Source organism: Kitasatospora aureofaciens (assembly GCF_001188955.3).
GTDB lineage: Bacteria > Actinomycetota > Actinomycetes > Streptomycetales > Streptomycetaceae > Kitasatospora > Kitasatospora aureofaciens.
The window spans coordinates 160,303-183,876 of the sequence record NZ_JPRF03000014.1 but is presented as its reverse complement, the minus strand read 5'-3'; the positions used below and the strand labels follow the sequence as shown (position 1 = coordinate 183,876).

The window sequence follows — 23,574 nt, the reverse complement described above, 5'->3', positions numbered from 1 at the left end:
GGCGGGCGCACGCGGGGCGCACAGGGCGCTCACGGCGCGGGCGCGGGCTCGACGGCGGACACCGGTGCGTCCGGGCTGCTTCGCCGCGGGTCGCGGCGGGTGAGCCGGCGGACCTGCGGGTCGATCAGGACGACGGCACTGAGCACCAGGCACAGCGCGGCGCAGGCCCAGAGCGCGCCGGACAGGCCGAGCGCGACCGCCGCGGGGCCGGCCAGCGCGGTGCCGACCGGTGCCAGTGAGTAGGAGCCGAGCTCGTCGTACGCGGTGACCCGGGAGAACATCTCCTCCGGGACCTCCTGCTGGAGCGCGACCATCCAGTTGACGGCGAAGACGGTGACGCCGACGCCGGAGAGGAACATCGCGGCGATCAGCAACGGCAGCGGGGCCTCCAGGGCCAGGGCGAGGGCGGGGACGCCGAACAGGAACACGCCCCAGTTGCCGACCAGCAGGATCCGGCGGGGGCGCCAGCGCGCCATCAGCAGACCGGTGACCACCAGCCCGACCCCGTAGGCGGACATCGCCAGGCCCCAGGCGCCCGCGCCGCCGAGCCGCTGGTCGGCCACGGCCGGGCCGTACACCGACTCGACCGCGTTGATGCAGGCGACCAGGACGGCGAACTGCGCCACGACCACCCAGAGCCAGCGGCGGGAGGAGAACTCCCGCCATCCCTCGCGCAGGTCGCGCAGCATGCTGCCGCCGGAGGGGGCGGGGGCGGCCTCGGGCGCCAGGAAGAAGCGCAGGACGGCGGCGACCAGGAAGCAGAAGGCGTCCAGTGCGAGCACCCAGCCGGGGCCGCACACGGCGGTGAGCCCGCCTCCGAGGGCGGCGCCGCCGATCTGGGAGCCGTTCTGGCCCATCCGGAACACGGAGAAGGCCCGGTTGGCGTGCTCCTGGGGGACGGCCTGCATGATCATGCCGCCGGCGGCCGGGGAGTAGAGGGCGTAGCCGGCGCCGCCGGCGGCGGAGAGCACCAGCAGCTGCCACAGCCGGACGTCCCCGGCCAGGACCAGGACGGCCAGGACGGCCTGGGCGGCGGCGCTGAACAGGTTGGCGGCGACCATGATGCGGTGGCGCGGCAGCCGGTCGGCGAGGGTGCCGCCGACCACCAGGAGCAGTACGGTGGGCAGCAGTCGGGCGGCGGTGACGTAGCCGACCTCGGCGGTGGTGCCGCCGTTCCCGAGGACGGCGAAGGCGGTGGCGATGGGGGCGCCGGCGTTGCCGAGGCCGCTGACCACCGTGGCGGCGGTCTGGATGCGGAAGTTGCGGCTCGCCCAGGCGAGGCGGCGGGGGTGTGGGGTCGGCACCCAGCGACTATCGCCGGAGTTCGTACAGGTGTCATCCGGTTTTCGGGCCGGTTCCGGCCGGGCGGGGCGTCAGCCCAGGTGCCCCCGGAGAAAGGTGAGGGTGCGCCGCCAGGCGATCCGGGCCTGGAGCGGGTCGTAGGTGCCCAGCGGGTTCTCGTCGTTCATGAAGGCGTGCCCGGCCGGGTAGAAGTGGATCTCGGGGCGGACGTCGGTGGCCTCGCCGATCCGGATCGCGGCCTCGTCCACGGCGTCCATCGGGTTCGCGCGGTCGAGTTCGCCGAAGTGGCCGAGGACGTGGGCGGTCAGGCCGCGGTAGTCGAAGTCCGGGTCGGGCGGGAGGCCGTAGAACGGGACAACGGCGGCGACCCGGTCGCCGGCCCGGGCGGCCAGTAGCAGGGCGAAGCCGCCGCCCATGCAGAAGCCGACCGCGCCGACCGCGTCGCCGACCACGCCGTCCAGCCCGAGCAGGAAGTCGACCGCGCCGGCGAGGTCCGCGACGGCCTGTTCCACGGGGAGCTCGCGCTTGAGCCGGGCGGCCTCGGCGCTGTCGTGGGTGGTGGCGCCGCCGAACAGGTCGGGGGCGAGGACGGTGAACCCCTCGGCGGCGAAGCGGTCGGCCATGTCGGCGATGTGCGAGGTGAGCCCCCACCACTCCTGCACCACCACCAGGCCGGGCCCGACCCCCTGCGGAGGGCGGGCCAGGTACCCGTGCGCGGTGCGGCCGTTGCTCGGGAAGCTGACGTTCTGCCGGGAGCCGCCCTGGTCAGGCATGGCTTCCTCTCGGTGGGTCGGGCCGCGTGCGGCGTGGGTGTGCGGGGGCGCTCGCTCAGCCCATCTCCTCCAGGGCGCGGCCCTTGGTCTCCCTGATGCAGAAGGCCACGAACGGGATGGAGAGCAGCGCGAAGGCCGCGTAGATGACGTACGTGGCGGAGAGGTTCCAGTCGGCGAGGTCGGGGAAGCTGACCGTGATGGCCCAGTTGGCGATCCACTGGGCCGAGGCGGCGACCGACAGGGCCAGCGCGCGGATCCGGTTGGGGAACATCTCGCCGAGCAGGACCCAGACCACCACGCCCCAGGAGAAGGCGAAGCAGAGCACGAACACGTGCGCGGCGATCAGGGCGACGGTGGCGTGGGTGTTGTCGAGGGTGGCGGTGGCGCCGGTGCCCCTGCGGTAGGAGAACGCCCAGGCGGCGGTGGCCAGCGCGAGCGCCATGCCGGTGGAGCCCGCCAGGGCCAGCGGCTTGCGGCCGATCCGGTCCACCAGGACCATCGCGATCACCGTGCCGATCACGTTGATGATCGAGGTGGAGAGGCTGATCAGCAGCGAGTTGGACTCGTTGATGCCGACCGACTGCCACAGGAAGGAGGAGTAGTAGAAGATCACGTTGATGCCGACGAACTGCTGGAACACCGAGGCGCCGATGCCGACCCAGACGATCGGCAGCAGTCCGAAGCGACCGCCGAGCAGGTCCTTGGGCCGGGGCTTGTGGGTGGACGCCAGCACCGCGCGGATCTCCGCCACCCGGGCGTCCAGGTCGACGTCCTCGCCCTCGACCTCGACCAGCACCTTACGGGCCTGCGCCTCGCGGTGGTCGGCGATCAGGTAGCGCGGCGACTCCGGGATGGCGAGCGCCATCAGGCCGTACACCAGGGCCGGGATGGTCTCGACGCCGAGCATCCACTGCCAGGCCTGGATGCCGCCGAGGTGGCCGGTGGACTCGCCGCCGGCGGCCTGGTTGAGCGCCCAGTTGGCGAGCTGGGAGACGGTGATGCCGAGCACGATCGCCATCTGCTGGAAGGAGGCGAGCCGGCCGCGATAGGCGGTGGGGGCGACCTCGGCGATGTAGGTGGGCGCGATCACCGAGGCGATGCCGATCGCGATGCCGCCGACCACGCGCCAGGCGGCGAGCGCCTCGATGTTCGGCGGGAACATCGAGCCGACGCCGCTGGCCGCGAACAGCGTGGCGGCCAGCAGCATCGTGCGGACCCGTCCGAGGTGGTCGGCGAGCCGGCCGGCGACCACCGCGCCGACTGCCGAGCCCAGCAGCGCGATGGCCACCACGAAGGCGGTGGTGCCGTTGCCCACCGCGAAGTGCTTCTGGATGCCGGTCACAGCGCCGTTGATCACGGCGCTGTCGTAACCGAACAGGAAGCCGCCCATCGCGGCGGCCGCCGAGATGAAGATGACGTGCCCGAGGTGGGCCTCGCCGGACGCCCGTTGGCTGTGGGCTGTGGACACGCGCGCTCCCCGAGGTGGACGGGCCCGCTTCTGACGGCTGGGCAGGACTCGTCTCACATTCGAGCAGCGCGGCGGCCGGCCTGCCCGCGTTGGGGACCCGAACGGGTGAAACGGAGTCAGTCGGCGGCGTGGGGCCTGGACGTGCGCCGCGCGCCGGCCGCTCCGGGGGCGCCACCCGCCCGGGCGATGCGCCGCTGGTGGCGGCGCAGCAACTGGGTGCGGGCGGCGGCGTCCTGGTCGCGGCGACCGGGCGGACCCTCGGCGCGCTCGGCGAGCCGGTCGGCGATCGCGTACTGCGCCTCGGCGGGCTTCTTGTCGTCGTACTTGAACTTGGCGCGCACCTCGCGGACCGTCAGGCGGAGCCCGCGCAGGCCGGACAGCAGCCGGCCGAACTCGTTCGCGCCGGGGACCACCCGCACGTCCGGGGTCTCCGGCTGGAAGTGCGCCAGCTGGCGGTTGAGGATCTCCGCCTTGCCCTCGGCGGACTCGACCACCTCGGCGGTGCAGTGGAAGTGGACGGAGGCGTAGTAACTGGTGGGCGTGCCGGGCTCACCGCGCCAGTGCCCGGGGGCGAAGGCGTAGCCGTCGGTGACCGCGAGGGTGACGTTCGGGTCGGCCCGGACGGCTGCCAGCAGCGGGTTGGGCGTGGCGAGGTGGAGCAGGATCTCGCCGCGCCCGGCGTCCAGCAGGAAGTGCGTGGGGACGAGCACCGGGCCCTCGTCGGGGCCGCCGTTGGCGGCGAGCAGGCCGAAGTCGCGGCCCTCGGCCAGCCAGGCTCGCCATTCGTCCTCGTCGCCGCGGTCCCAGGACCTGATCAGCATCGGTGGGCCTTCCTCAGCGCGGGAAGCGGCGCATGTGCGCGGGGAGCGGGATGTTCCGGTCGTACGGCTCGGGGGTGCCGTGCACGGTGGTGACCGGGACGATGCCGGACCAGTGCGGCAGGTCGGCGTCCTCCGGGTCGTCGTTGGCGCCGTCCGAGCGGGTCTTGGCCGAGACCTCGTCGAGCTCCAGCCGGATCACGGCGGTGGCGGCGAGCTCCTTGGGGTTGGCCGGGCGGATCCCCCCGGAGCGGCCCGGGACGACCTGGTCGACCAGAGCGGCCAGCGCGACGTCCAGCTCCTCGGGGTCGGTGACTTGGTACGCGGTGCCGTGGGCGACCACCGAGCGGAAGTTCACCGAGTGGTTGAACGCGGACTTGGTCAGCACCAGGGCGTCGACGTGGGTGACGGTGACGCAGACCTGCATGCCCTGCTCGTCGGAGGCGCCGCGCATCGGACGGCTGCCGGTGGAGCCGTGGACGTAGAGCCGGCTGCCGACCCGGGCGAAGACCGTCGGGAGGACGACGGGGGCGCCGTCGGCGACGAACCCGAGATGGCAGACGTAGGCCTCGTCGAGGATGGCGTGGATCGCCTCCTTCTCCCAGGTGGCGCGGTCCTTGTAACGGGTGGGGGTGGTGCGCGGCGTGCGGGAGTAGCTGGTGTCACCGGTGTTCGTCGGCGTGGTCGACATGACAACCTCTATGTACTAGTGCATAATCTGCTTTGTGCTAGGAGACTATCCGCTGAAAGGGCGACGCGCCAGCGAAATCGCGGCCCACATCGAACAGGGCGTGAGCAGCGGGCAGCTCGCACCAGGAACCGCGCTGCCCCCGCTGCGCGACCTCGCCGCCGAACTCGGCGTCAACCCGAACACCGTGGCCGCGGCGTACCGGTTGCTGCGCGACCGCGGCGTGATCGAGACGGCCGGCCGCAAGGGCAGCCGGATCCTCCCCAGGCCCGCGCTCACCCCGCGCGACCTGATCCGCATCCCCGTCCCCGCCCAGGCCAGCGACCTGTCCACCGGCAACCCCGACCCGGCCCTGCTGCCCGACCTCGGCCCGGCCCTCGCGGCCGCCGCCGAGGCCCTGCGGGCCGAACCCGTGCTGTACGGGCACCCGCGCATCGACGCCGGACTGCTCGACCTCGCCCGCACGTCCTTCGAGGCCGACGGGCTGCACGGCCCGATCGCCGTCGCCTCCGGCGCACTGGACACCGTGGAGCGCGCCCTCGGAGCCTGGCTGCGCCCCGGTGACGCGGTGGCGGTCGAGGACCCGGGCTGGGGCAGCCTGCTCGACCTGCTGCCCGCGATGGGGCTGCGGCCCGAGCCGGTCCGGCTGGACGACCAGGGACTGCTGCCCGACTCGCTGGCCGCGGCGCTGGCCGAGGGCGCCCGCGCCGTGGTGGTGACCAGCCGGGCGCAGAACCCGACCGGCGCGGCCCTCACCGCCCGCCGGGCCGCGGCGCTGCGGGCCGTCCTGGCCGGGCACCCCGGGGTGCTGCTGATCGAGGACGACCACGGGCACGGCATGGTCGACCAGCCGTACCACCCGCTGGTCGGCGCCGGACCGCGGCACTGGGCGGTGGTGCGCTCGGCCGCCAAGGCGTACGGGCCGGACCTGCGGGTGTCGGTGATGGTCGGCGACGAGGAGACGGTCGGGCGGGTGGCCGGGCGGCTGCGGCTGGGCGCGGGCTGGGTCAGCCACCTGCTTCAGCGCACCGTCGCCGAGCTGTGGCGCACCGACGCGGCGCCCGCCGCGAGCGTGGCCGCCGCCTACCGGACGCGCCGGGAGGCGCTGTTGGGCGAGCTGGCGGCGCGCGGCATCGAGGCGCACGGGGTGAGCGGGCTGAACGTCTGGGTGCCGGTGCCGGACGAGACCTCGGCGCTGGCGGCGCTGGTGCAGCGCGGCTGGGTGGCGGCCCCGGGGGCGCGGTACCGGATCCAGTCGCCGCCCGGGCTGCGGTTCACCGCGGCGCGGCTGGAGGCCGCCGACGCGCGGCGGCTGGCGGAGGACCTGGCGGAGGTCCTGGGCTCGGGCGGGGGAGGGTCCCGGCTGGTGTGAGCCAGGGCCTCGGGACGGGGCCCTGGTCCTGGCGGCGCGCTGACGGGTGCACGCGCTCGGCCGCGCGTGCTTCGGCGCCCCGCCGCGGTGGTTCCTCACCGTGGCGGGGCGCCGGGGCGCACTGCTCCGCTCAGCCCTTGGCCAGCAGGGACTGGGCGTGGGCGCGGACCTGGTCCCTCGACAGATAGGCGTCGGTGTACTCGAAGTCCTGGAGCCGGGCCGGCTGGCGGGCGAGGAAGCCGATGCGGACGAAGTCGTCCCCGGCGGTCGCGTTCATCAGCCAGTTCGCGCCCACCCGCAGCTTGGCCACATTGGTGCGCATCGCCATCAGGTGGTAGCCGCGGGCCACCAACTGGGCCGGTACGCCGCGCAGTTCGACGCCTATCGGCTTGGAGACCGCGTCCTTGCCGCCGAGGTCGACCACCAGGCCCAGGTCCTTGTGGTAGTACGGTTCCAGGGGCTGGTTGTGGAGCGAGGCGATCACGTTGTCGGCCACCGCGCGGCCCTGACGGGCCGAGTGCTGGGCGGTGGGCGGGCAGACCGCGCCGTCGCCCTTGGCGAGGTCCGGGACGGCGGCCGCGTCACCGAGTGCGAACACCCCCTCGAACTGCGGCACCCGCATCTCCGCCGTGACGGCGAGCCGGCCGCGGACCGTCTCCGCGTCCAGGGTGCCGATCAGCGGGCTCGCGGCCACGCCGGCCGTCCAGATCAGGGTGCGGCAGGGGAGCACCCGGCCGTCGGTGAACTTGACCGTCTCGGCGCCGACTTCGGCCACCGAGACGCCCAGCGACACCTCGATGCCGCGCTCCCGCAGCACCTCCAGGGCGGCGGCGCCCAGCGGGTCGCCTAGCTCGGGCATCAGCTTGGGGGCGATGTCGATCAGGTGCCACTTGATCTGGCCGGCGTCCAGGCGCGGGTAGCGGCGGGCCGCGGCGGTGGTGAGGCGCTGGAGGCAGGCGGCCGTCTCGGTGCCCGCGTAGCCGCCGCCGACCACCACGAACTGCAGCCGGGACTCGCGCTCCCGCTGGTCCAGGGTGGCCGAGGCGAGGTCGAGTTGGGCGATCACGTGGTCGCGGACGTAGGCCGCCTCGGCGAGCGTCTTCATGCCACGGGCGTAGTCGGTCAGGCCGGGGATGTCGAAGGTGCGGGTGACGCTGCCGGGGGCGAGCACCAGGATGTCGTACTTCTGGGCGATCACCTCGTCGGTGACCTTGCGGACCACGCACACCCTGGAGGCCGGGTCCACGCCGATCGCGCCGCCGGGGACGATGTGGGTGCGGCGCAGGCTCCGGCGCAGGGACACGGCCACGGACTGCGGGGTGAGGACGCCGGCGGCGACGTGCGGCAGGAGGGGGAGGTACAGCTGGTAGCTGAACGGCGTGACCAGCGTGATCTCGGCCTCCGACGGCGAGAGTTTGCGTTCGAGACGGCGGGCGCACTCCAGGCCTGCGAAGCCGCCGCCCACGATCAGGATCCGAGGTCGTTCCATCGCTCATCCCTTGTCATGCGGGTCGTACCGGAAGGTCCCCATTACTGTCCGCCACACTCGCACGGAGCAGCGGGGCCTGCCACCGGGGCGGGGCGGAAGGGGTCGGGGGGAAGGGAGAGGAGGACGGCACCGATAAGCTGTCGGGCGTGCTCCCCGAGGTGACGGCGGTCCGCTATGTGACGCCACTGCGAGAAGGCGGCTCGATGCCGGGCCTGGTCGAGGCCGACGACCGGCGGCTGTACGCGCTGAAATGGGTCGGTGCGGCGCAGGGCCGGAAGGCGTTGGTGGCGGAGGTGCTGGCCGGGGAGTTGGGGCGGCGGCTCGGGCTGCCGGTGCCGGAGCTGGTGACGATCGACCTGGACCCGGTGCTCGCCCGCAGCGAGCCGGACCACCAGATCCAGGACCAGATGCGGGCCAGCGGCGGGACCAACCTCGGGATGGCCTTCGTCAGCGGCGCGCTCAACTTCGACCCGCTGTGCTTCGAGGTGGACCCCGAACTGGCCGGGCAGGTGCTCTGGTTCGACGCGCTGATCGGCAACGTCGACCGCTCCTGGCGCAACCCCAACCTGCTGGTGGCGACCGGCGGTCTGCGGCTGATCGACCACGGCGCGAGCCTGATCTTCCACCACAACTGGGCCGGCGCGGCCGGCTGGGTGCGCCGCCCGTACGACGCGTCCGACCACGCGCTGCTGCGGGCCCGGCCGGATTTGGCGGCGGCGGACAAGGCGCTCGCGCCGCTCGCGGAGGCGGCGGTGGAGGCGGCCGTGGCGCAGATCCCCGAGGTGTGGCTGGTGGACGAGTTCGGCTTCGACTCGCCCGAGGACGTGCGCGCCGCGTATCGCGCCCAGCTGATCGAGCGACTGGCCGGTCCGCGTGACTGGTTGCCGGAGGTGTCCGCGTGAACCAGCCGCTGTCGGGCGGACCGTCGGCCGGGCTGCCGGCCGTCGTCGAGCTGCACGACTACGAGTACGCCGTGATCCGGGCGGTGCCGCGGGTCGAGCGGGGCGAGTGCGTGAACGTGGGGGTGCTGCTGTACTGCCGGCAGAGCGCCCACCTGGCGGCCCGCACCCACCTGGACCAGGCCCGGCTGCTGGCGCTGGACCCGGTGGCGGACGTGCAGGGGGTGCGCCGGGCGCTGCAGGGGATCGAGGCGGTCTGCCTGGGCGGGCCGCAGGCCGGTCCGGCGGCCTCGGACAGCCCCGGGCAGCGGTTCCGCTGGCTGACCGCGCCGCGCAGCGCGATCGTCCAGCCGGGGCCGGTGCACACCGGGCTGACGGCGGACGCGGACGCCGAACTGCGGCGGCTGTTCGACCAGCTCGTGCTCTGAGGACTTTCCGGGACTGCTCGTCCGGCGGAGTGTGAGCTGGCTCGCGGACGGTTGCCGTGGTCAAAGCTTGAGTTACTGAAGCACTCGGTCGTACGCTGGCCCCATGGGTTCGACCTCGACGACGACCGTACCGACCAACGCCGAACTGATGGAGGCGTTGGCCGCCGTCGGCGCCGCGTACTTCCAGGACTTCGCGGCGGCCGCGGCCCGGCACGGGCTGTCCTCCTCGCAGGCCAAGGCGCTGGGTGCGGTGCAGGAGCCGGTGCCGATGCGGGCGCTGGCCGGGCGGCTGGGCTGCGACGCGTCGAACGTGACCGGGATCGTGGACCGGCTGGAGTCGCTGGGCCTGGCCAACCGGGAGGCGGCCGCCGGTGACCGCCGGGTGAAGATCGTGGTGATCACGGCCGAGGGCCGGGACATCCTGAGCCGCATCCGCAGCGAGATGGCCCGCACCCACCAGGCCTTCGAGGCGATGACCGACGAGCAGCGGGTCGCGTTGCACTCGATCTGCGGGCAGGTCCTGCCGGTGCTGGCTGGCCGGACGGGCGGCGCGCAGCAGTAGCCGGCCGCCCGCCCGCGGTTCAGAGCGCTCCGGCGAGTTCCGGTGGCAACGGCCGGTGGTGCAGCAGGGTGAGCGTGCGGGTCGCGCGGGTGAGTGCGACGTACAGGTCCCGCGGGGCCAGCGCGGCCGGCTCGACCACCACGACGTTGTCGAACTCCAGGCCCTTGGCCGCCGTGACCGTCAGCGCGCCCAGGGCCGGTGCCTTTCCGTCCGGCGCGATGACGCCCAAGGTGCCGACAGGCGCGGGAAGTTCGGCCAGTGCGGCGGCGAAATCGCCGTCCGGGACGGGGACGGCGCGCGGCCGGTCGGTGCCCGGGCGGGCGGACTCGGGCGGCTGCTGCCCGGGGGCGGCGGTGCGCAGCACGGCGGCGGCGAGGGCCATGATCGGCTCCGGCGTACGGTAGTTCACGGTGAGCCGCTCCTCGCGCCAGCGTCCGGGCAGGTGCGGGTCGAGCATCTGGGCCCAACTGCGGGCGCCGGCGGGCGATCCGGTCTGGGCGAGATCGCCCACGACGGTGAGCGAGTTGGTCGGGATGCGGCGCAGGACGGTGCGCCAGGCCATCGCGGAGAGTTCCTGCGCCTCGTCCACCACGACGTGGCCGTACGCCCAGGTCCGGTCGGCGCCGGCGCGTTCGGCGGTGGAGCGGTACGGGCTGTCCTCGCGGAACCGCCCGGCCAGTGCGGCGGCGTCGAGCAGGGCGTCGTCGGTCTGGCCGGTGATGGTCAACACACCCTGGGCGAAGGCGAGTTCTTCCTCGTCCTCGGTTGCGGCCCCGGCCTCGGTCGAGGTCTCGGTCGCGAACCCGGTCGCGGACCCGGTCCGGTCCGTCGGGTGGAGGTCGCCGAGGAGTTCGGCGGCCTCGTCCAGCAGCGGGACGTCCTCGACCGTCCAGGGCGAGCCGGGCGGGCGGAGCAGGGCGGCCGCGTGCTCGGGGGCGACCTCGGCGAGCAACTCCCCGTCGGTGAGGAGCCGTTCGACGAGCTGCCGCGGGGTGAGAGCGGGCCAGAGTGGGTCGAGCGCGGCGCGGACGTCCTCCCGGGCCCACAGCTCGCGCGGGGCGTAGTGCGCCTCCTCCTCGTCGTACGGACGGCCGAGGGAGAGCGCCTGGGCGATGGCCAGGGCGTCCAGCAGGGTGCGCAGGTAGTGGGTGCGGGCCCGGTTGTGCGGCGCCCGCAGGCCGCGGGCGGCGTCCCGGGCCTGGGCGCACGCGCGGGCGGAGACGCGCAGCCCGTCGCCCAGGTCGATGCCCTCGGCGGGCGCCGACTGGTGGGCGGCGACGGCGCGCCGGAGCACCTCGGTCATCCACGGGCCGCCCTTGGCGACGGCCGTGGCAGGGGCGTCGGTGCGGGCCGTGGTGACGTCGGGGAAGAGTTCGCCGACGGTGCGCAGCACCACCTCGGTCTCGCCGAGCGCGGGCAGCACCTCCTCGATGTAGCGCAGGAAGCCCGTGGTGGGGCCGATGACCAGCACGCCGCGGCGCTCCAGCGCGGCGCGGTGGGTGAACAGCAGGTAGGCGGCGCGGTGCAGGGCGGCGAGGGTCTTGCCCGTCCCGGGCCCTCCCTGGACGACCAGCGCGCCGGGCAGCGGGGAGCGGATCACCCGGTCCTGCTCGGCCTGGATGGTGGCGACGGCGGTAGCCATCCGGCCGGTGCGCTCGCGGGCGAGTGCGGCGAGCAGTGCGGCCTCGCCGACCAGGGCGCGGCGGCCGGACTCGTCCAGCCCGGCGAGGTCGAGCGCCTCGTCGTCCAGACCGGTGACGGTGCGGCCCTCGGTGTGCAGGTGGCGGCGGCGCACCACGGTGCCCGGGTGGGCGGGGGTCGCGGTGTAGAACGGGCGGGCGGCGGGGGCGCGCCAGTCGAGCAGCAGCGGTTCGTACGCCTCGTCGGTCAGGCCGGTGCGGCCGATGTGGTGGACGGTGCCGTCGCGCTCGTCCAGGCGGCCGAAGCAGAGGCCGCGTTCCACCGCGTCGAGGCGGGCGGCGTGGCGGGCGGCCTCGCGGGCACGGACCTCGCGTTCCAGCCGGGCCTGGTGGGTGCCGCCGGCGGCCGCGCCGTGGTGGGCGCCGGCGCTGGTGCGGTGGGCGCGTTCCCGGGCGGTGTCCAGGTGGCGGTAGAGCAGGTCGAGGTGGGCCTGTTCGATGCGCATCGCTTCGGCGAGTGCCGGTTCGGTGGGTTCCGCAGATTCCGCGGGGTCGGCGGGTTCCTTGGGCTCCGTGGGTTCCGCTGGAGTTCCGTACATCGGTGTGGTATCCTTGCGGTGAGGAGTTTATAGAGTGCGTTCCGATAGGTGTTGAACCGACTCAGCGTACCCCATCCGCCTGCGTTCGGCGTGACCTCGGCTGTTAGGCTTGCGAAGCGTGAGCGCGAAGCCCCAGATCCCCAATGTCCTGGCCTCCCGGTACGCCTCGGCGACCCTGGCCCAGCTGTGGTCCCCCGAGCACAAGGTGGTCCTCGAGCGCCACCTGTGGCTCGCCGTCCTGAAGGCCCAGCAGGACCTCGGTGTCGAGGTGCCCGCGAACGCCGTCGCAGACTACGAGCGGGTGATCGACCAGGTCGACCTCGGCTCGATCGCCGCCCGTGAGCGGATCACCCGCCACGACGTGAAGGCCCGGATCGAGGAGTTCAGCGAACTCGCCGGCCACGAGCAGATCCACAAGGGCATGACCTCCCGGGATCTGACCGAGAACGTCGAGCAGCTGCAGATCCGCCAGTCCCTGGAGCACGTCCGGGACCGTACGGTCGCCGTCCTGGTGCGCCTGGCCGACCTGGCCGCCCAGCACTCAGAGCTGGTCATGGCCGGCCGCTCGCACAACGTGGCCGCGCAGGCCACCACGCTGGGCAAGCGCTTCGCGTCGATCACCGACGAGCTGCTGGTCGCCTTCCGCCGCCTGGAGGAGCTGATCGCCCGCTACCCGCTGCGCGGGATCAAGGGCCCGGTCGGCACCGCTCAGGACATGCTGGACCTGCTCGGCGGCGACACCGACAAGCTGGCGGAGCTGGAGCGCCGGGTCGCCGCGCACCTCGGCTTCGAGAACGTGCTGACCAGCGTCGGCCAGGTCTACCCCCGCTCGCTGGACTTCGAGGTGCTCACCGCTCTCGTCCAGCTGGCCGCCGCGCCGTCCAGCCTGGCCAAGACCATCCGTCTGATGGCCGGCCACGAGCTGGTGACGGAGGGCTTCAAGGAGGGCCAGGTCGGCTCCTCCGCGATGCCGCACAAGATGAACACCCGCTCCTGCGAGCGCGTCAACGGCCTGGCCGTCATCCTGCGCGGTTACGCCTCGATGACCGGCGAGCTGGCCGGCGACCAGTGGAACGAGGGCGACGTCTCCTGCTCGGTGGTGCGCCGGGTCGCGCTGCCGGACGCCTTCTTCGCCTTCGACGGCCTGCTGGAGACCTTCCTGACCGTCCTGGACGAGTTCGGCGCCTTCCCGGCCGTGGTCGAGGCCGAGCTGGACCGCTACCTGCCGTTCCTGGCCACCACCAAGGTGCTGATGGGTGCGGTGCGCGCGGGCGTCGGCCGGGAGGCCGGCCACGAGGTCATCAAGGAGCACGCCGTCGCCTCCGCGCTGGCGATGCGCGCGGGCGCCCGGGAGAACGAGCTGCTGGACCGCCTCGCCGCCGACGAGCGCATCCCGCTGGACCGGGCCGCGTTGGACGCGCTGCTGGCCGACAAGCTGTCCTTCACCGGCGCGGCCGGGGCGCAGGTCGCCGAGGTCGTCCGCCAGGTGGAGGCCGTCGCGGCGGCCTACCCCGATGCGGCCAAGTACGCGCCCGCCGACATCCTCTGACGGAACATCAGCCTCAGCTGACGGAGCCTCAGTTCTCCGACGAGGGCCCTGCCGCCGTTCCGGTGGCGGGGCCCTCTGGCGTCCGGGCGTGTCCGGGGTCGAAGGGCGGGGTGGTGGTGGAGCACGGCCAGTCGCAGTTCGGCTCGGCCACCGGCTGCTCCTCGGGCGCGAGCACGTTGCCCCGGACGGTGACGGAGGCGATCAGTCCACCGCCGGCCAGCAGGCCCGCGCAGATCAGCATCGCGGTGTGGAAGGCGGAGTCCACCGAGGAGGGCACGCGGTAGGCGTCGCCGCTCAGCCCGGCCATTGCCGGGAGGGCTGCCACCGCGAGCAGGCCGGCCGCCCGCGCGGCGGCGTTGTTGACGCCGCTGGCGATGCCCGCGTGCCGCACCTCGACGGCGGCCAGCACGGTGGCGGTCAGCGGCGCGACCAGCAGGGTCATCCCGGAACCCATCACCGCGACCGCGGGCAGCACGTCCGCCCAGTAGGAGGAGCCGGGGCCGATGCGCAGCATCAGCAACACCCCGGCTGCGCACAGCAGCGGGCCGACGGTGAGCGGGACGCGCGGGCCGATCCGCTTGCCGAGTCGCCCGGCGCGCGCGGACAGGGTCAGCATCAGCAGCGTGATCGGCACCAGGGCGAAACCGGAGACCAGTGGCGAGAAGCCGGAGACGATCTGCAGCTGCACCACCAGCAGGAAGAAGACCCCGCTGAACGCCGCGTAGACGCACAGGGTGACCAGGTTCACCGCGGTGAACAGCCGGGAGGAGAACAGCCCGAGCGGCAGCATCGGATCGGGGGCCCGTCGTTCGACGGCCACGAACGCGGCGGCCAGCAGCAGGCCGAGCGCGCCGCTGACCCAGACGCCGGGGGACAGCCCCTCCCCGGCGGCGGTGAGCGCGTAGGTGATCGCGCCGAGGGCGAGCGCGGCGAGCAGTGCGCCGGGCACGTCGAAGCGGCCGGTCGCGGTCTCGTCCCGGCTCTCCGGGACGTACCGGGAGGTGACGGCGATCACCGCGGCCGCCAGCGGCAGGTTCAGCAGGAAGATCCAGCGCCAGCCGGGCCCGTCCACCAGCCAGCCGCCGAGGAAGGGGCCGATGGCCGCCGACACCCCGCCAAGGCCGGACCACAGGCCCACCGCGGCCGATCGGTCGTCAGGGTGGAAGACGGCCTGGAGCATGGCGAGCGAGCCAGGGGTGAGCAGGGCTCCGCCGATGCCCTGGACGGCGCGGGCGGCGATCAGCACGTGGATGGTCGGGGCGGCGGCGCAGGCCGCGGAGGCGGCGGCGAACCAGATCACCCCGATCAGGAAGACCCTGCGCCGCCCGTAGCGGTCGCCGAGCGCGCCGCCGAGCAGGATCAGGCCCGCCAGGGTGAGCAGATAGGCGTTCAGGGTCCATTGCAGGGAGGCGAGGGAGGCGCCGAGGTCGGTGCCGATCCGGGGCAGGGCGACGTTCACCACGGTGCCGTCGAGCATCGCCATGCTGGAACCGAGCACCGTCGCGAGCAGTACCCAGCGTCCCTGTGCGGTGCCCAGGCGCAGGGAGCCGGCTTCAGAGGTGGCCACGGCCCGATCCTGCGCCCGGTGGGGCGGACGTGACAAGGGTCACCGGGCGGTGTGTCGGTCGGCGACACCGCGTGACGGGGCGGTCGCGCACGGGCGCGGTGATCGGCGCACCGTCGTGGATCAGTGGCGCGCGGTGAATGGATTGTGCACGTACGGTGCAGCGGACCATGCGAGGGGTCACCGGGCTCAGCGGATGGGTTGCCCGTTCAAGAGATCGACATTGCTTCACCCGAACGGATGAGTTTTAGTTCAGCGACCGCCCGGCCAGTCCGGACGGATCCGCCGGGTGGAACGCCGAGTCCTGCCGCTGCCCGGTGGTTCGAACTGAGCTCTGTACGGCAGGAGCGGGGGACCCACAGGTAAGTCGCCGGATCGGAGTTCGCGCTTTTCACGGCGCGGACGTCCAGGACCGGCTCGGGGTGAAGCCGCACATGCGGCCGGGCAACTCCAGCCCGAACCCGACAGCTCACCTCGCAGGCGTCGGAGAGGAAAATCCCATGCCTGCACAGGCTCGTCGTTTCGTCCTGCCCCGTTTCGCCCTGCCCCGTGCCGCCCGCGTCGGCATCGCCACCGCCGTCGCCGGTGCCTCCTTCGTCCTGCCGCTGGTGACCACGATGAGTGGGCAGGCCGCCGCCGCTCCGGCCGTTCGGGTCGCCACCGCCGGCTACGTCGCTCCGCTGGCCAAGCCGGTGCTGGGCGAGGCCTACGGCGTGGCCGGTTCGATGTGGGCCTCCGGCCACCACACCGGCCAGGACTTCGTCTGCTCCACCGGCACCCCGGTGCGCGCGGTCGCCAACGGCGTCGTCGTGCAGGCCGGCAACGGCGGTGCCTACGGCAACCAGGTCGAGATCAAGCTCGCGGACGGCAAGTACGCGCAGTACGCGCACCTGTCCTTGATCGGTGTGAAGGTCGGCCAGAGCGTCACCGCCGGTCAGCAGCTCGGCCGCTCCGGCGCCACCGGCAACGTGACCGGCCCGCACCTGCACTTCGAGATCCGCACCGGTCCGAACTACGGCTCGGACATCAACCCGGTCACCTACCTGCGGGCGCACGGCGTCGCGCTCTGACCCGACCGGGTTTCAGGAACCACCGCTGCCGCGGGGGCGAATCGATCCTCCGGGATGGTCATGTCGGGTGACCGCTCGACCGGATGATCGCCGCGGCAGTGGACCTGGGCGCGGGACACGCCCACAGCCGGCCCGGCTCCACGGGACACCTCCCCCCGGAGCCGGGCCGGCCATTGCCGTTTCCGGTCCCGTGCGGCGTTCGGTGTTCGGTGTTCGGTGTTCGGTGTTTCGAGCATGGCGTCAACTCGGCTGTTTCCTGCGGTGAGAATCGCTTCTACTGGATGGATCGCTACTGCGCCGGTGCTTCGGCGCCGGCGGCCGGAGCTGTACGCGCGGATGGGGCGGATCGTGCTGGAGGACGCGGCGGAGCGTGACTCGGGCCTCAGCTTCGGTGGACCGGCAGGCCGTGCTGGGCGGCGGTGAGCAGCTCGTGCATCCGGTGGCCGAAGTCCTCGGTGTCGCAGGCGGGTTCGGGGAAGACCAGGCGGACGTCGCGGTGCCCGTGCGAGTGGTCCAGGCGCAGTACCAGGCCGTGGCGGTCCAGGGCGAGCGGGCGGACGGCCGGGTGGTGGGTGAGCAGGGCTGGGTCGAGCAGTCCGGTGAGCAGCTCGAGGGCGTCGGCGTGGTCGTCGGCCAGGTGGGTGAGCAGCGCGGCCTCGTGGCGGGCCAGCGGGTCCGGGGTGGCGAGGGCGAGGTCGGCGGCGGTGAGTGCGCCGGTTCCGTACGGGGTGGCGAGGACGGCATGGGCGACGTCCACCCGCAGGTGGACGCTCAGGCCGTCGTCGGCGAGGTGGGCCAGGTGCAGTCGGCCGGCCAGGGTGAGCCGGGCGCGGATGCGGTCGCGGACGGCGACGGGGGAGACGTCGGTGACGTCGAGCACGACGGCCAGGCCGTCGGCGGCGGCGGCCGCGGCCGCGGTCAGCGGGGCGTCCAGCGGGGCGCGCAGGCGCAGCCGGGACCCGTGGACGGAGATCGGGGTGTCCAGGTCATGGTGCTCGCCGAGGGCGCGGACGGTGAGTGAGGAGGTCGCGCTGAGCAGGCTGTGGACCCGGTCAGCGGTGGTGGGCTCGGGCACCTCGGCCTCGGACGAGTTCATGGGCGAACCTCCTGATAGTTAGGTGAGGCTAACCTAATATCCCGGTGGGGCGGTGGCAAGTGCGCGAGGGCCCGGGCGCCGTGGTGGCGTCCGGGCCCTCGCGGCTCTGGTAGCGGGTCAGACGACGACGGCCTGGGCGTCGATCTCCACCAGCATGGGCTCCTGGGGGAGTTCGACGAACACCGTGGTGCGGCAGGGCTTCACCCCGCCCGGCGGGATGTTCTCCTCGATGAACTCGGCGTAGGCCTCGTTCATCAGCGGGAAGTCGGCGCGCTCGGTCAGGTAGACGCGGAACATCACCACGTCCTCGATGGTGGCGCCGCCCGCCTCGACGATGGCCTTGACGTTCTCCAGGGTGCGGCGGGTCTGCGCCTTCACGTCGCCGTGGTGGAGGTACTCGCCGGTCGCCGGGTCCTGCGGGCCCTGGCCGGAGACCTGGAGGATCGGGCCCTTGCGGACGCCCTGGGAGAACATCCAGGCGGGGGCGGGGGCGCCCTCGGTACGGATCTCGGTCTTGTCGGAGGACGCGGGGGACATGGGGCTCCTTGTGGATCCGGTGCGGTCGGTCAGATGGCCTCGGGGCGGCCGCAGTCGGCCGAGACGGCGCGCGCGGTGGCGAGCAGCTGCGGGAGGAGGTCCAGCACCTGCTCGTACGGGAGAACGACGTCGGGGACGGAGATGGACGCGGCGGCGACGACCCGGCCGGTGGCGTCCCGGATCGGGGCGGCGACGCAGTTGATGAAGGCCTCGTGCTCGGCGTGGTCCTGCGCCCAGCCCTGGGCGGCGACCTTCTCCAGCTCGGCGAGCAGCGCCTCGGGCGTGGTGAGGGTGCGTTCGGTGTGCGGGGCGAAGTCGATCCCGGCCACCACCCGGCGGCGTTCGGGCAGCGGGAGGTCGGCCAGCAGCACCTTGGACACGGCGGCGCTGTGCAGGGCGGCGCGCAGGCCGATCCGGGAGTACATCCTGACCGGGTGACGGGAGTCGAACTTGTCGATGTAGACCACCTCGCCACCCTCGTAGGCCGCCAGGTGCACGGTCTGGCCGGTGGCGTTGTTCAGCTCGGCGAGGTGCGGGGCGGCGATCCGGCGGATGCCGCGCTGCTCCAGGGCGAGGCCGGAGAGCGCGAACAGGCCGGCGCCGAGGTGGTAGCGGTACGCCGCGTCGCGGTAGACGAACCGTTCCTCCTCGAGGCTCTGGAGCAGCCGGAGCACGGTGGTCTTGTGCACGCCGAGGACCTCGGCCAGCTGGTCGAGGGAGCGCTCGCCCTCGCCGAGCTGGGCGAGGATGCGCAGGGCGCGGGTGACGGTCTGGCTCATCGGGCTCGGGCTCCGGTCGGGTGGCTGCGGTTCGTGCTCATTGTGCCCGGGCCGGATCGGCCGGCGGCCTGGTGCGGGACCCGGCCGGTGCCGTGACGGGGGCCCGGCCGGAGGGCAGGGCCGGGGAGGTGATGCCCTCGGCGGTGACCCGGGTGGCGGCCCAGTCGGCCGGGGAGGCGTCGAGCAGCGCAGCCACCACCGGGGCGGACGGCAGCTCGGCCTGGTCGCCGTGGGCGGTCAGCGCGCAGGCCGCGCCCAGGTGGCCGAGTCGCAGCCGTCCGCGCTGGTCCAGGCCGCGGAGGAGGCCGGCCAGGTACCCGGCCGCGAAGGCGTCGCCCGCGCCGGTGGCCTCCACCACCTCGACGGCCAGGGCCGGTTCGGCGACCGCGGTGCCGTCCCGCTCCAGGGCGGTGACCACCCGGGCCGCGTCCTTGACCACCACGGTGGCGGGGGAGGGGAAGCGGCGGCGCAGTGCGGCGGGCTCGTCGGTGCCGAAGGCGTCCTGGGCCTCGTCGGCGCCGAGCAGCAGCAGGCCGGCGGCGTCCAGCAGTTGTGGCAGCACGGCCGGGTCGCGGTCCCGCCAGAGCGCGGGGCGCCAGTTGAGGTCGAAGCTGACCAGCCGGTGCGGGCGGCGGTCGGCGAGCAGGGCGCGCAGCAGGGCCAGGCAGTCGTCCGAGAGCGCGGCGGTGATGCCGGACAGGTGCAGCAGGCGGGCGCCCGCCAGCAGGGCGGCGGCGGCCGGATCGGCGAGCAGGGCGGGGGAGAGCGCGGCGGCCGCGGAGCCGCGCCGGTGGTAGTGGAGGCGGCTGCGGCCGGGGCCGAGGTCGTGCCGGTGGCCGGTGGCGCCGCCGACCTCCTTGAGATAGAGGCCGGTCGGGCGGTGCGGGTCGACGGTGACGCCGGAGACGTCCACGCCGCGGGCGGAGACCTCGGCGAGCAGCCGGCGGCCGAAGCCGTCGTCACCGACCCGGCTGATCCAGGCGGTCGGCACGCCGAGCGCGGCCAGCGTGCCGGCCACGTTGGACTCCGCGCCGCCGACCGACATCCGGAAGCTCTCCACGGCCTCCAGGGGGCCCGGGCGGTCGGGCAGCAGGACGGCCATCGACTCGCCCACGCAGACGGCCGTCGGCGGAGGCCCGGGGCGGGTCGGGCCCGGGGTGTCCTGTCGCGGCATCTGCTGGGCTCCTCGTCTGCGGTCGGGTCCGTTGACCGTGATCCGGCGCCGATGCTAGAACCGTGCTGCCAGCATGTGCAACCCTCGTTGCACATGCTGCAACATGATGGATGGAGGAAGACGGTGGAGCAGACCTACGCAGGCGACGGTGGCCCGGCGGACGGCAGCGCCTTCGCGAGCGCCGCGACCGGGCCGGGGATCGCCGAAGGGGCGGTGGCGGCACTGGCCGAGGAGACCCTCGACTGGCGGTTCAAGGCGGCCCCGCCCGAGAGTTGGGGCCACACCGTCCGCGACTGGCTGGCCACCGGGCCCACCCTGTCCTCGCTCGGCACCCCGCTGCTCACCCTCGACGGCGCCGCGCTCGACCACAACGTCCGCACCATGGCCGACTGGTGCGCCAAGGCGGGCGTCGCCCTCGCCCCGCACGGCAAGACCACCATGGCGCCCGAACTCTGGCAGGCCCAACTCGCCGCCGGCAGCCACGGCATCACCCTCGCCAACCTGCCGCAGGTGCGGGTCGCCCGGGCCTTCGGCGTCCAGCGGATCCTGCTCGCCAACACCCTGCTCGACCCGGCCGGACTCGCCTGGCTCGCCGCCGAACTGGCCGCCGACCCGGGCTTCGCCTTCCTCTGCTGGACCGACTCCAGCGAGGGCGTACGGCTGATGGACGAGGCGCTGCGCGCCGCCGGGGCCGAACGGCCGGTCGAGGTGCTGGTCGAACTCGGCGGTCCGGGCGGGCGGACCGGCGCGCGCGGCGTGGACGCGGCCGTCGAGGTCGCCGCCGCCGTGCTGCGCGCGCCCACCCTCCGGCTGGCCGGCGTCGGCGGCTACGAGGGAGCCCTCGCACACGACGCCACGACCGAGGGGCTGGCCACCGTACGCGGTTACCTGAAGGCGCTCGGCGAGCTGCACGGCCGGCTCGCCGACGCCTACCCGGACGGCGTGCCGCCGGTCGTCTCGGCCGGTGGCAGCGCCTACTTCGACCTGGTGGTCGATGAGTTGGCCGCCCTGCCGGAGGCCCTCGTGGTGCTGCGCTCGGGCGCGTACATCGCCCACGACGACGGCTTCTACCGGGGCATCTCGCCGCTCGTCCGGGGCGGCGGCGACACCCCGTTCCGCGGCGCGCTGCACGGCTGGGCCCGGGTGGCCTCCCGGCCGGAGCCGCAACTGGCGCTGCTGGACGCCGGCAAGCGCGACCTGCCCTTCGACGATGGTCTGCCCGAGCCGCAACTCGTGCGCGGCGGAGCCCGGTTGACGGGAGCGGCGGCGCGGATCACCGCGCTCAACGACCAGCACGCCTTCCTCCGCGACGCGGGCGACCTCGCGCCGATCGGCGCGGTGCTGCGGCTCGGCGTCTCGCACCCGTGCACGGCCTTCGACAAGTGGACCGCGATCCCGGTGCTGGACTCCGCGGATGCGGCCGAGCCGAAGGTCACCGGGCTGGTCAGGACATTCTTCTGATGCCGGAGGCGGCGAGAGGTGAGGTCTTCAAGGGGGCGACGGTCGTCGACGGAACCGGCGCCGAACGCTACCGCGCCGATGTGCGGATCGCCGACGGGCTGATCGCCGAGATCGGCACCGGACTGCACGGGCCCTCGACAGTGGACGCCGATGGGCTGGTGCTCGCCCCCGGCTTCATCGACATGCACGCCCACTCCGACCTCGCCCTGCTGCTCGAACCCGAGCACCCGGCCAAGGTCACCCAGGGCGTCACCTGCGAGGTCCTCGGCCAGGACGGCCTGTCCTTCGCCCCGGTGGACGACACCACCCTGCCCGCGCTGCGCCGCCAACTGGCGGGCTGGAACGGCGATCCGGCGGACTTCGACTGGGACTGGCACGACGTCGCCGGGTACCTGGACCGGATCGACCGCACCCGGCCCGCCGTCAACGCCTGCTACCTGGTCCCGCACGGCTCGCTGCGAATGCTCGCCACGGGCTGGCAGAACCGCGCGCCCACTCCCGCCGAACTCGACCGGATGCGGCGGGAGTTGGCGAAGGGCCTGCTGGACGGCGCGGTCGGCATGTCCAGCGGCCTCAGCTACACCCCCGGGATGTACGCGGACACCGCCGAACTGGTCGAGCTGTGCACCGTGGTCGCGGCCTACGGCGGCTTCCACGCGCCACACCAACGCTCGTACGGGCGCGGCGCGTTGGAGGGCTACGCGGAGATGGTGGAGATCGCCCGGCGATCCGGCTGCGCACTGCACCTGACCCATGCCACGATGAACTTCGGCGTCAACCGCGGCCGGGCGGGGGAACTGCTGGAACTGGTCGACCGGGCACTCGCCGACGGCATCGACCTCACCCTGGACAGCTATCCCTACCTGCCCGGCTCCACCACCCTGGCTGCCCTGCTGCCGAGTTGGGCCACCGAGGGCGGCCCGGGCGCGACCCTGGCCCGGCTCGCCGACCCGGCGGACCGTGAGCGGATCCGGTGCGCGATGGAGGAGCAGGGGAGCGACGGCTGCCACGGCGTGGTCGCCGACTGGACGACGATCCAGATCTCCGGCGTCCGCTCGGAGCGGCTCGCCGGGGCGGTCGGCCGGACCGTCGCCGAACTCGCCGCCGAGCACGGGCGCGGCGGGACGGAGACCTTCCTCGACCTGCTGCGCCAGGACGAGTTGGGCACCACCGTGCTCCAGCACGTCGGGCACGAGGAGAACGTCCGGGCGGTCATGCGACACCCGACGCACACCGTCGGAAGCGACGGCCTGCTGGTCGGTGCCCGGCCGCACCCGCGCGCCTGGGGCACCTTCGCGCGCTACCTCGGCCACTACAGCAGGGAGTTGGGCGTGCTCACCCTGGAGGAGGCGGTCGCCCGGATGACCGGAAGGCCGGCCGCCCGGCTGGGACTGGACCGGCGCGGCCGGATCGCCCCCGGCTTCCACGCGGACCTGGTGCTCCTCGACCCCGGACGGGTCCGGGACGCCGCCACCTTCGAGCAACCCCGGCTGCCCGCCGAGGGCATCGAGTACGTGTACGTCAACGGCACCGCCGTCGTCCGGCAGGGTCGCACCACCGGCGCCCGGCCCGGGCGCGCCCTGCGCCGCACCGACCGAGGGACTCTGGCCCGATGAACCACCTTTCCGAGCTGTGGGACGACCCGGTGATCGCGGTGGTCCGCGCGCCCCGGATCCCGGACGCCGCCGCGCTGTGCTCCGCACTTGCCGAGGGAGGTATCAGGTTCACCGAATTCACTTACACCACACAGGATGTGACGGGCCACCTGACACGGGCGTCCGCGTCCGGATGGCGGGTCGGGGTCGGGACGGTGCTGACCGCGGAGCAGGCCGAGCGGGGGATCGACGCGGGGGCGTCGTTCCTGGTCACCCCCGGCTGCCGGCCCGAGGTCGCGCAGGCCGCGCGGGCCCGGGGAGTGCCGGTGGTGCTGGGGGCGCTCACTCCGACCGAGGTGGCCCGGGCGGTCGACCTGGGCGCCGCGGCCGTCAAGATCTTCCCGGCCCGGTCGTTCGGCCCCGGCTACTTCAAGGACCTGCGCGGCCCGTACCCGGACGTGCCGCTGGTGGCCTCCGGCGGGGTGAACGCGGGCAACGCGGCCGAGTTCCTGGCGCAGGGGGCGCTCGCGGTGTGCGCGGGCACGGACGTGGTGCCGCCGGCCGCGGTCGAGGCGGGGGACTGGGCGGAGATCACCCGGCGGGCCCGGGAGTTCACCAGGGCCTGCGCGGCGCGGGCGTAGCGCTGGCGCCCGGGGGTGAAGAAGCAGCGGAGGGCGTCGGGAGCGGGGCGTCGAGGGCGTCGCAGGGGCG

At 73.9% G+C, this 23,574-nt stretch carries 20 protein-coding genes, 1 pseudogene and 1 riboswitch; of the genes and pseudogenes, 9 read left to right on the top strand and 12 right to left on the bottom strand.

Going from position 1 to position 23,574, the window contains the following annotated elements; translation table 11 throughout:
• Positions 1-29 precede the first annotated feature (29 nt).
• The 5 genes from HS99_RS07880 to HS99_RS07860 form a co-directional block, all read right to left on the bottom strand.
• Positions 30-1,304 (bottom strand): MFS transporter, encoded by a 1,275-nt coding sequence (locus tag HS99_RS07880; RefSeq protein ID WP_030288362.1) that lies wholly within the window; start codon positions 1,302-1,304, stop codon positions 30-32.
• Between the two features lie 69 nt (positions 1,305-1,373).
• Positions 1,374-2,075 (bottom strand): dienelactone hydrolase family protein, encoded by a 702-nt coding sequence (locus HS99_RS07875; RefSeq protein WP_030288364.1) that lies wholly within the window; start codon positions 2,073-2,075, stop codon positions 1,374-1,376.
• Positions 2,076-2,130: 55 nt separating this feature from the next.
• Complete coding sequence (locus HS99_RS07870) at positions 2,131-3,543, bottom strand: sugar porter family MFS transporter (protein WP_030554999.1); 1,413 nt, start codon at positions 3,541-3,543, stop codon at positions 2,131-2,133.
• 116 nt (positions 3,544-3,659) lie between these two features.
• Positions 3,660-4,364: an FMN-binding negative transcriptional regulator gene (locus HS99_RS07865; protein ID WP_046385492.1), complete on the bottom strand. Its 705-nt coding sequence runs from the start codon at positions 4,362-4,364 to the stop codon at positions 3,660-3,662.
• 13 nt (positions 4,365-4,377) lie between these two features.
• On the bottom strand, positions 4,378-5,052 hold the full coding sequence (locus HS99_RS07860; RefSeq protein ID WP_030288370.1) for a pyridoxamine 5'-phosphate oxidase family protein: 675 nt from the start codon (positions 5,050-5,052) through the stop codon (positions 4,378-4,380).
• A gap of 34 nt (positions 5,053-5,086) precedes the next feature.
• Here HS99_RS07860 and HS99_RS07855 point away from each other — a divergent pair, with 34 nt between their 5' ends.
• Positions 5,087-6,421 carry an aminotransferase class I/II-fold pyridoxal phosphate-dependent enzyme gene (locus HS99_RS07855; RefSeq protein ID WP_078867545.1) on the top strand — a complete coding sequence of 445 codons (1,335 nt, stop codon included), beginning with the start codon at positions 5,087-5,089 and terminating at the stop codon, positions 6,419-6,421.
• 130 nt (positions 6,422-6,551) lie between these two features.
• Here HS99_RS07855 and HS99_RS07850 read toward each other — a convergent pair whose 3' ends face one another.
• Positions 6,552-7,910, bottom strand: a complete 1,359-nt coding sequence (locus HS99_RS07850; protein ID WP_030554993.1) for an NAD(P)/FAD-dependent oxidoreductase — start codon at positions 7,908-7,910, stop codon at positions 6,552-6,554.
• A gap of 146 nt (positions 7,911-8,056) precedes the next feature.
• On the opposite strand from HS99_RS07850, the gene HS99_RS07845 reads away from it, so the two are divergent.
• From HS99_RS07845 to HS99_RS07835, 3 genes are all read left to right on the top strand, one after another.
• Complete coding sequence (locus HS99_RS07845) at positions 8,057-8,812, top strand: HipA family kinase (protein ID WP_030554991.1); 756 nt, start codon at positions 8,057-8,059, stop codon at positions 8,810-8,812.
• A 32-nt stretch (positions 8,813-8,844) separates the two neighbouring features.
• Positions 8,845-9,237 (top strand): DUF3037 domain-containing protein, encoded by a 393-nt coding sequence (locus HS99_RS07840; RefSeq protein WP_030288379.1) that lies wholly within the window; start codon positions 8,845-8,847, stop codon positions 9,235-9,237.
• Positions 9,238-9,340: 103 nt separating this feature from the next.
• Positions 9,341-9,799 (top strand): MarR family winged helix-turn-helix transcriptional regulator, encoded by a 459-nt coding sequence (locus HS99_RS07835; RefSeq protein ID WP_030288381.1) that lies wholly within the window; start codon positions 9,341-9,343, stop codon positions 9,797-9,799.
• Positions 9,800-9,818: 19 nt separating this feature from the next.
• Here the strand turns inward: HS99_RS07835 and HS99_RS07830 are convergent, their stop codons facing one another.
• Positions 9,819-11,945 (bottom strand): HelD family protein, encoded by a 2,127-nt coding sequence (locus HS99_RS07830; protein WP_037830797.1) that lies wholly within the window; start codon positions 11,943-11,945, stop codon positions 9,819-9,821.
• Positions 11,946-12,147: 202 nt separating this feature from the next.
• Between HS99_RS07830 and purB the strand changes: the two genes are divergently transcribed.
• Positions 12,148-13,587, top strand: coding sequence for an adenylosuccinate lyase (gene purB, locus HS99_RS07825; protein ID WP_197697957.1), 1,440 nt, complete (start codon positions 12,148-12,150; stop codon positions 13,585-13,587).
• A 28-nt stretch (positions 13,588-13,615) separates the two neighbouring features.
• On the opposite strand, the gene HS99_RS07820 is transcribed toward purB, so the two are convergent.
• Positions 13,616-15,154 (bottom strand): MFS transporter, encoded by a 1,539-nt coding sequence (locus HS99_RS07820; protein WP_030288387.1) that lies wholly within the window; start codon positions 15,152-15,154, stop codon positions 13,616-13,618.
• A gap of 317 nt (positions 15,155-15,471) precedes the next feature.
• Positions 15,472-15,649, top strand: a riboswitch (cyclic di-AMP (ydaO/yuaA leader).
• Between the two features lie 206 nt (positions 15,650-15,855).
• Between HS99_RS07820 and HS99_RS46395 the strand changes: the two are divergent.
• Positions 15,856-16,221 (top strand): annotated as a pseudogene (locus tag HS99_RS46395) (M23 family metallopeptidase); the annotation flags it as partial.
• 382 nt (positions 16,222-16,603) lie between these two features.
• Here HS99_RS46395 and HS99_RS07810 read toward each other — a convergent pair.
• The 4 genes from HS99_RS07810 to HS99_RS07795 all read right to left on the bottom strand — a co-directional run bounded on the left by HS99_RS07810 (position 16,604) and on the right by HS99_RS07795 (position 19,807).
• Complete coding sequence (locus HS99_RS07810; protein ID WP_030554982.1) at positions 16,604-17,317, bottom strand: DUF2470 domain-containing protein; 714 nt, start codon at positions 17,315-17,317, stop codon at positions 16,604-16,606.
• Positions 17,318-17,434: 117 nt separating this feature from the next.
• Positions 17,435-17,854, bottom strand: a complete 420-nt coding sequence (locus HS99_RS07805) for a RidA family protein (RefSeq protein WP_030288392.1) — start codon at positions 17,852-17,854, stop codon at positions 17,435-17,437.
• Positions 17,855-17,883: 29 nt separating this feature from the next.
• Complete coding sequence (locus tag HS99_RS07800) at positions 17,884-18,633, bottom strand: IclR family transcriptional regulator (RefSeq protein ID WP_030554980.1); 750 nt, start codon at positions 18,631-18,633, stop codon at positions 17,884-17,886.
• Between the two features lie 37 nt (positions 18,634-18,670).
• The gene (locus HS99_RS07795) at positions 18,671-19,807 is read right to left on the bottom strand and encodes a sugar kinase (protein ID WP_046386951.1); all 1,137 of its coding nucleotides are present in this window, start codon (positions 19,805-19,807) and stop codon (positions 18,671-18,673) included.
• A 123-nt stretch (positions 19,808-19,930) separates the two neighbouring features.
• On the opposite strand from HS99_RS07795, the gene HS99_RS07790 reads away from it, so the two are divergent.
• Genes HS99_RS07790 through HS99_RS07780 form a run of 3 tightly spaced genes read left to right on the top strand, consistent with a single transcriptional unit; the run spans position 19,931 to position 23,504 of the window.
• Positions 19,931-21,268 carry a type III PLP-dependent enzyme domain-containing protein gene (locus HS99_RS07790; RefSeq protein ID WP_305953102.1) on the top strand — a complete coding sequence of 446 codons (1,338 nt, stop codon included), beginning with the start codon at positions 19,931-19,933 and terminating at the stop codon, positions 21,266-21,268.
• Positions 21,268-22,884 (top strand): N-acyl-D-amino-acid deacylase family protein, encoded by a 1,617-nt coding sequence (locus tag HS99_RS07785; protein WP_030554974.1) that lies wholly within the window; start codon positions 21,268-21,270, stop codon positions 22,882-22,884. The genes HS99_RS07790 and HS99_RS07785 overlap by 1 nt, the downstream gene beginning before the upstream one ends.
• Positions 22,881-23,504 carry a bifunctional 4-hydroxy-2-oxoglutarate aldolase/2-dehydro-3-deoxy-phosphogluconate aldolase gene (locus HS99_RS07780; protein WP_030288402.1) on the top strand — a complete coding sequence of 208 codons (624 nt, stop codon included), beginning with the start codon at positions 22,881-22,883 and terminating at the stop codon, positions 23,502-23,504. The genes HS99_RS07785 and HS99_RS07780 overlap by 4 nt, the downstream gene beginning before the upstream one ends.
• The last annotated feature ends 70 nt before the right edge of the window (positions 23,505-23,574 follow it).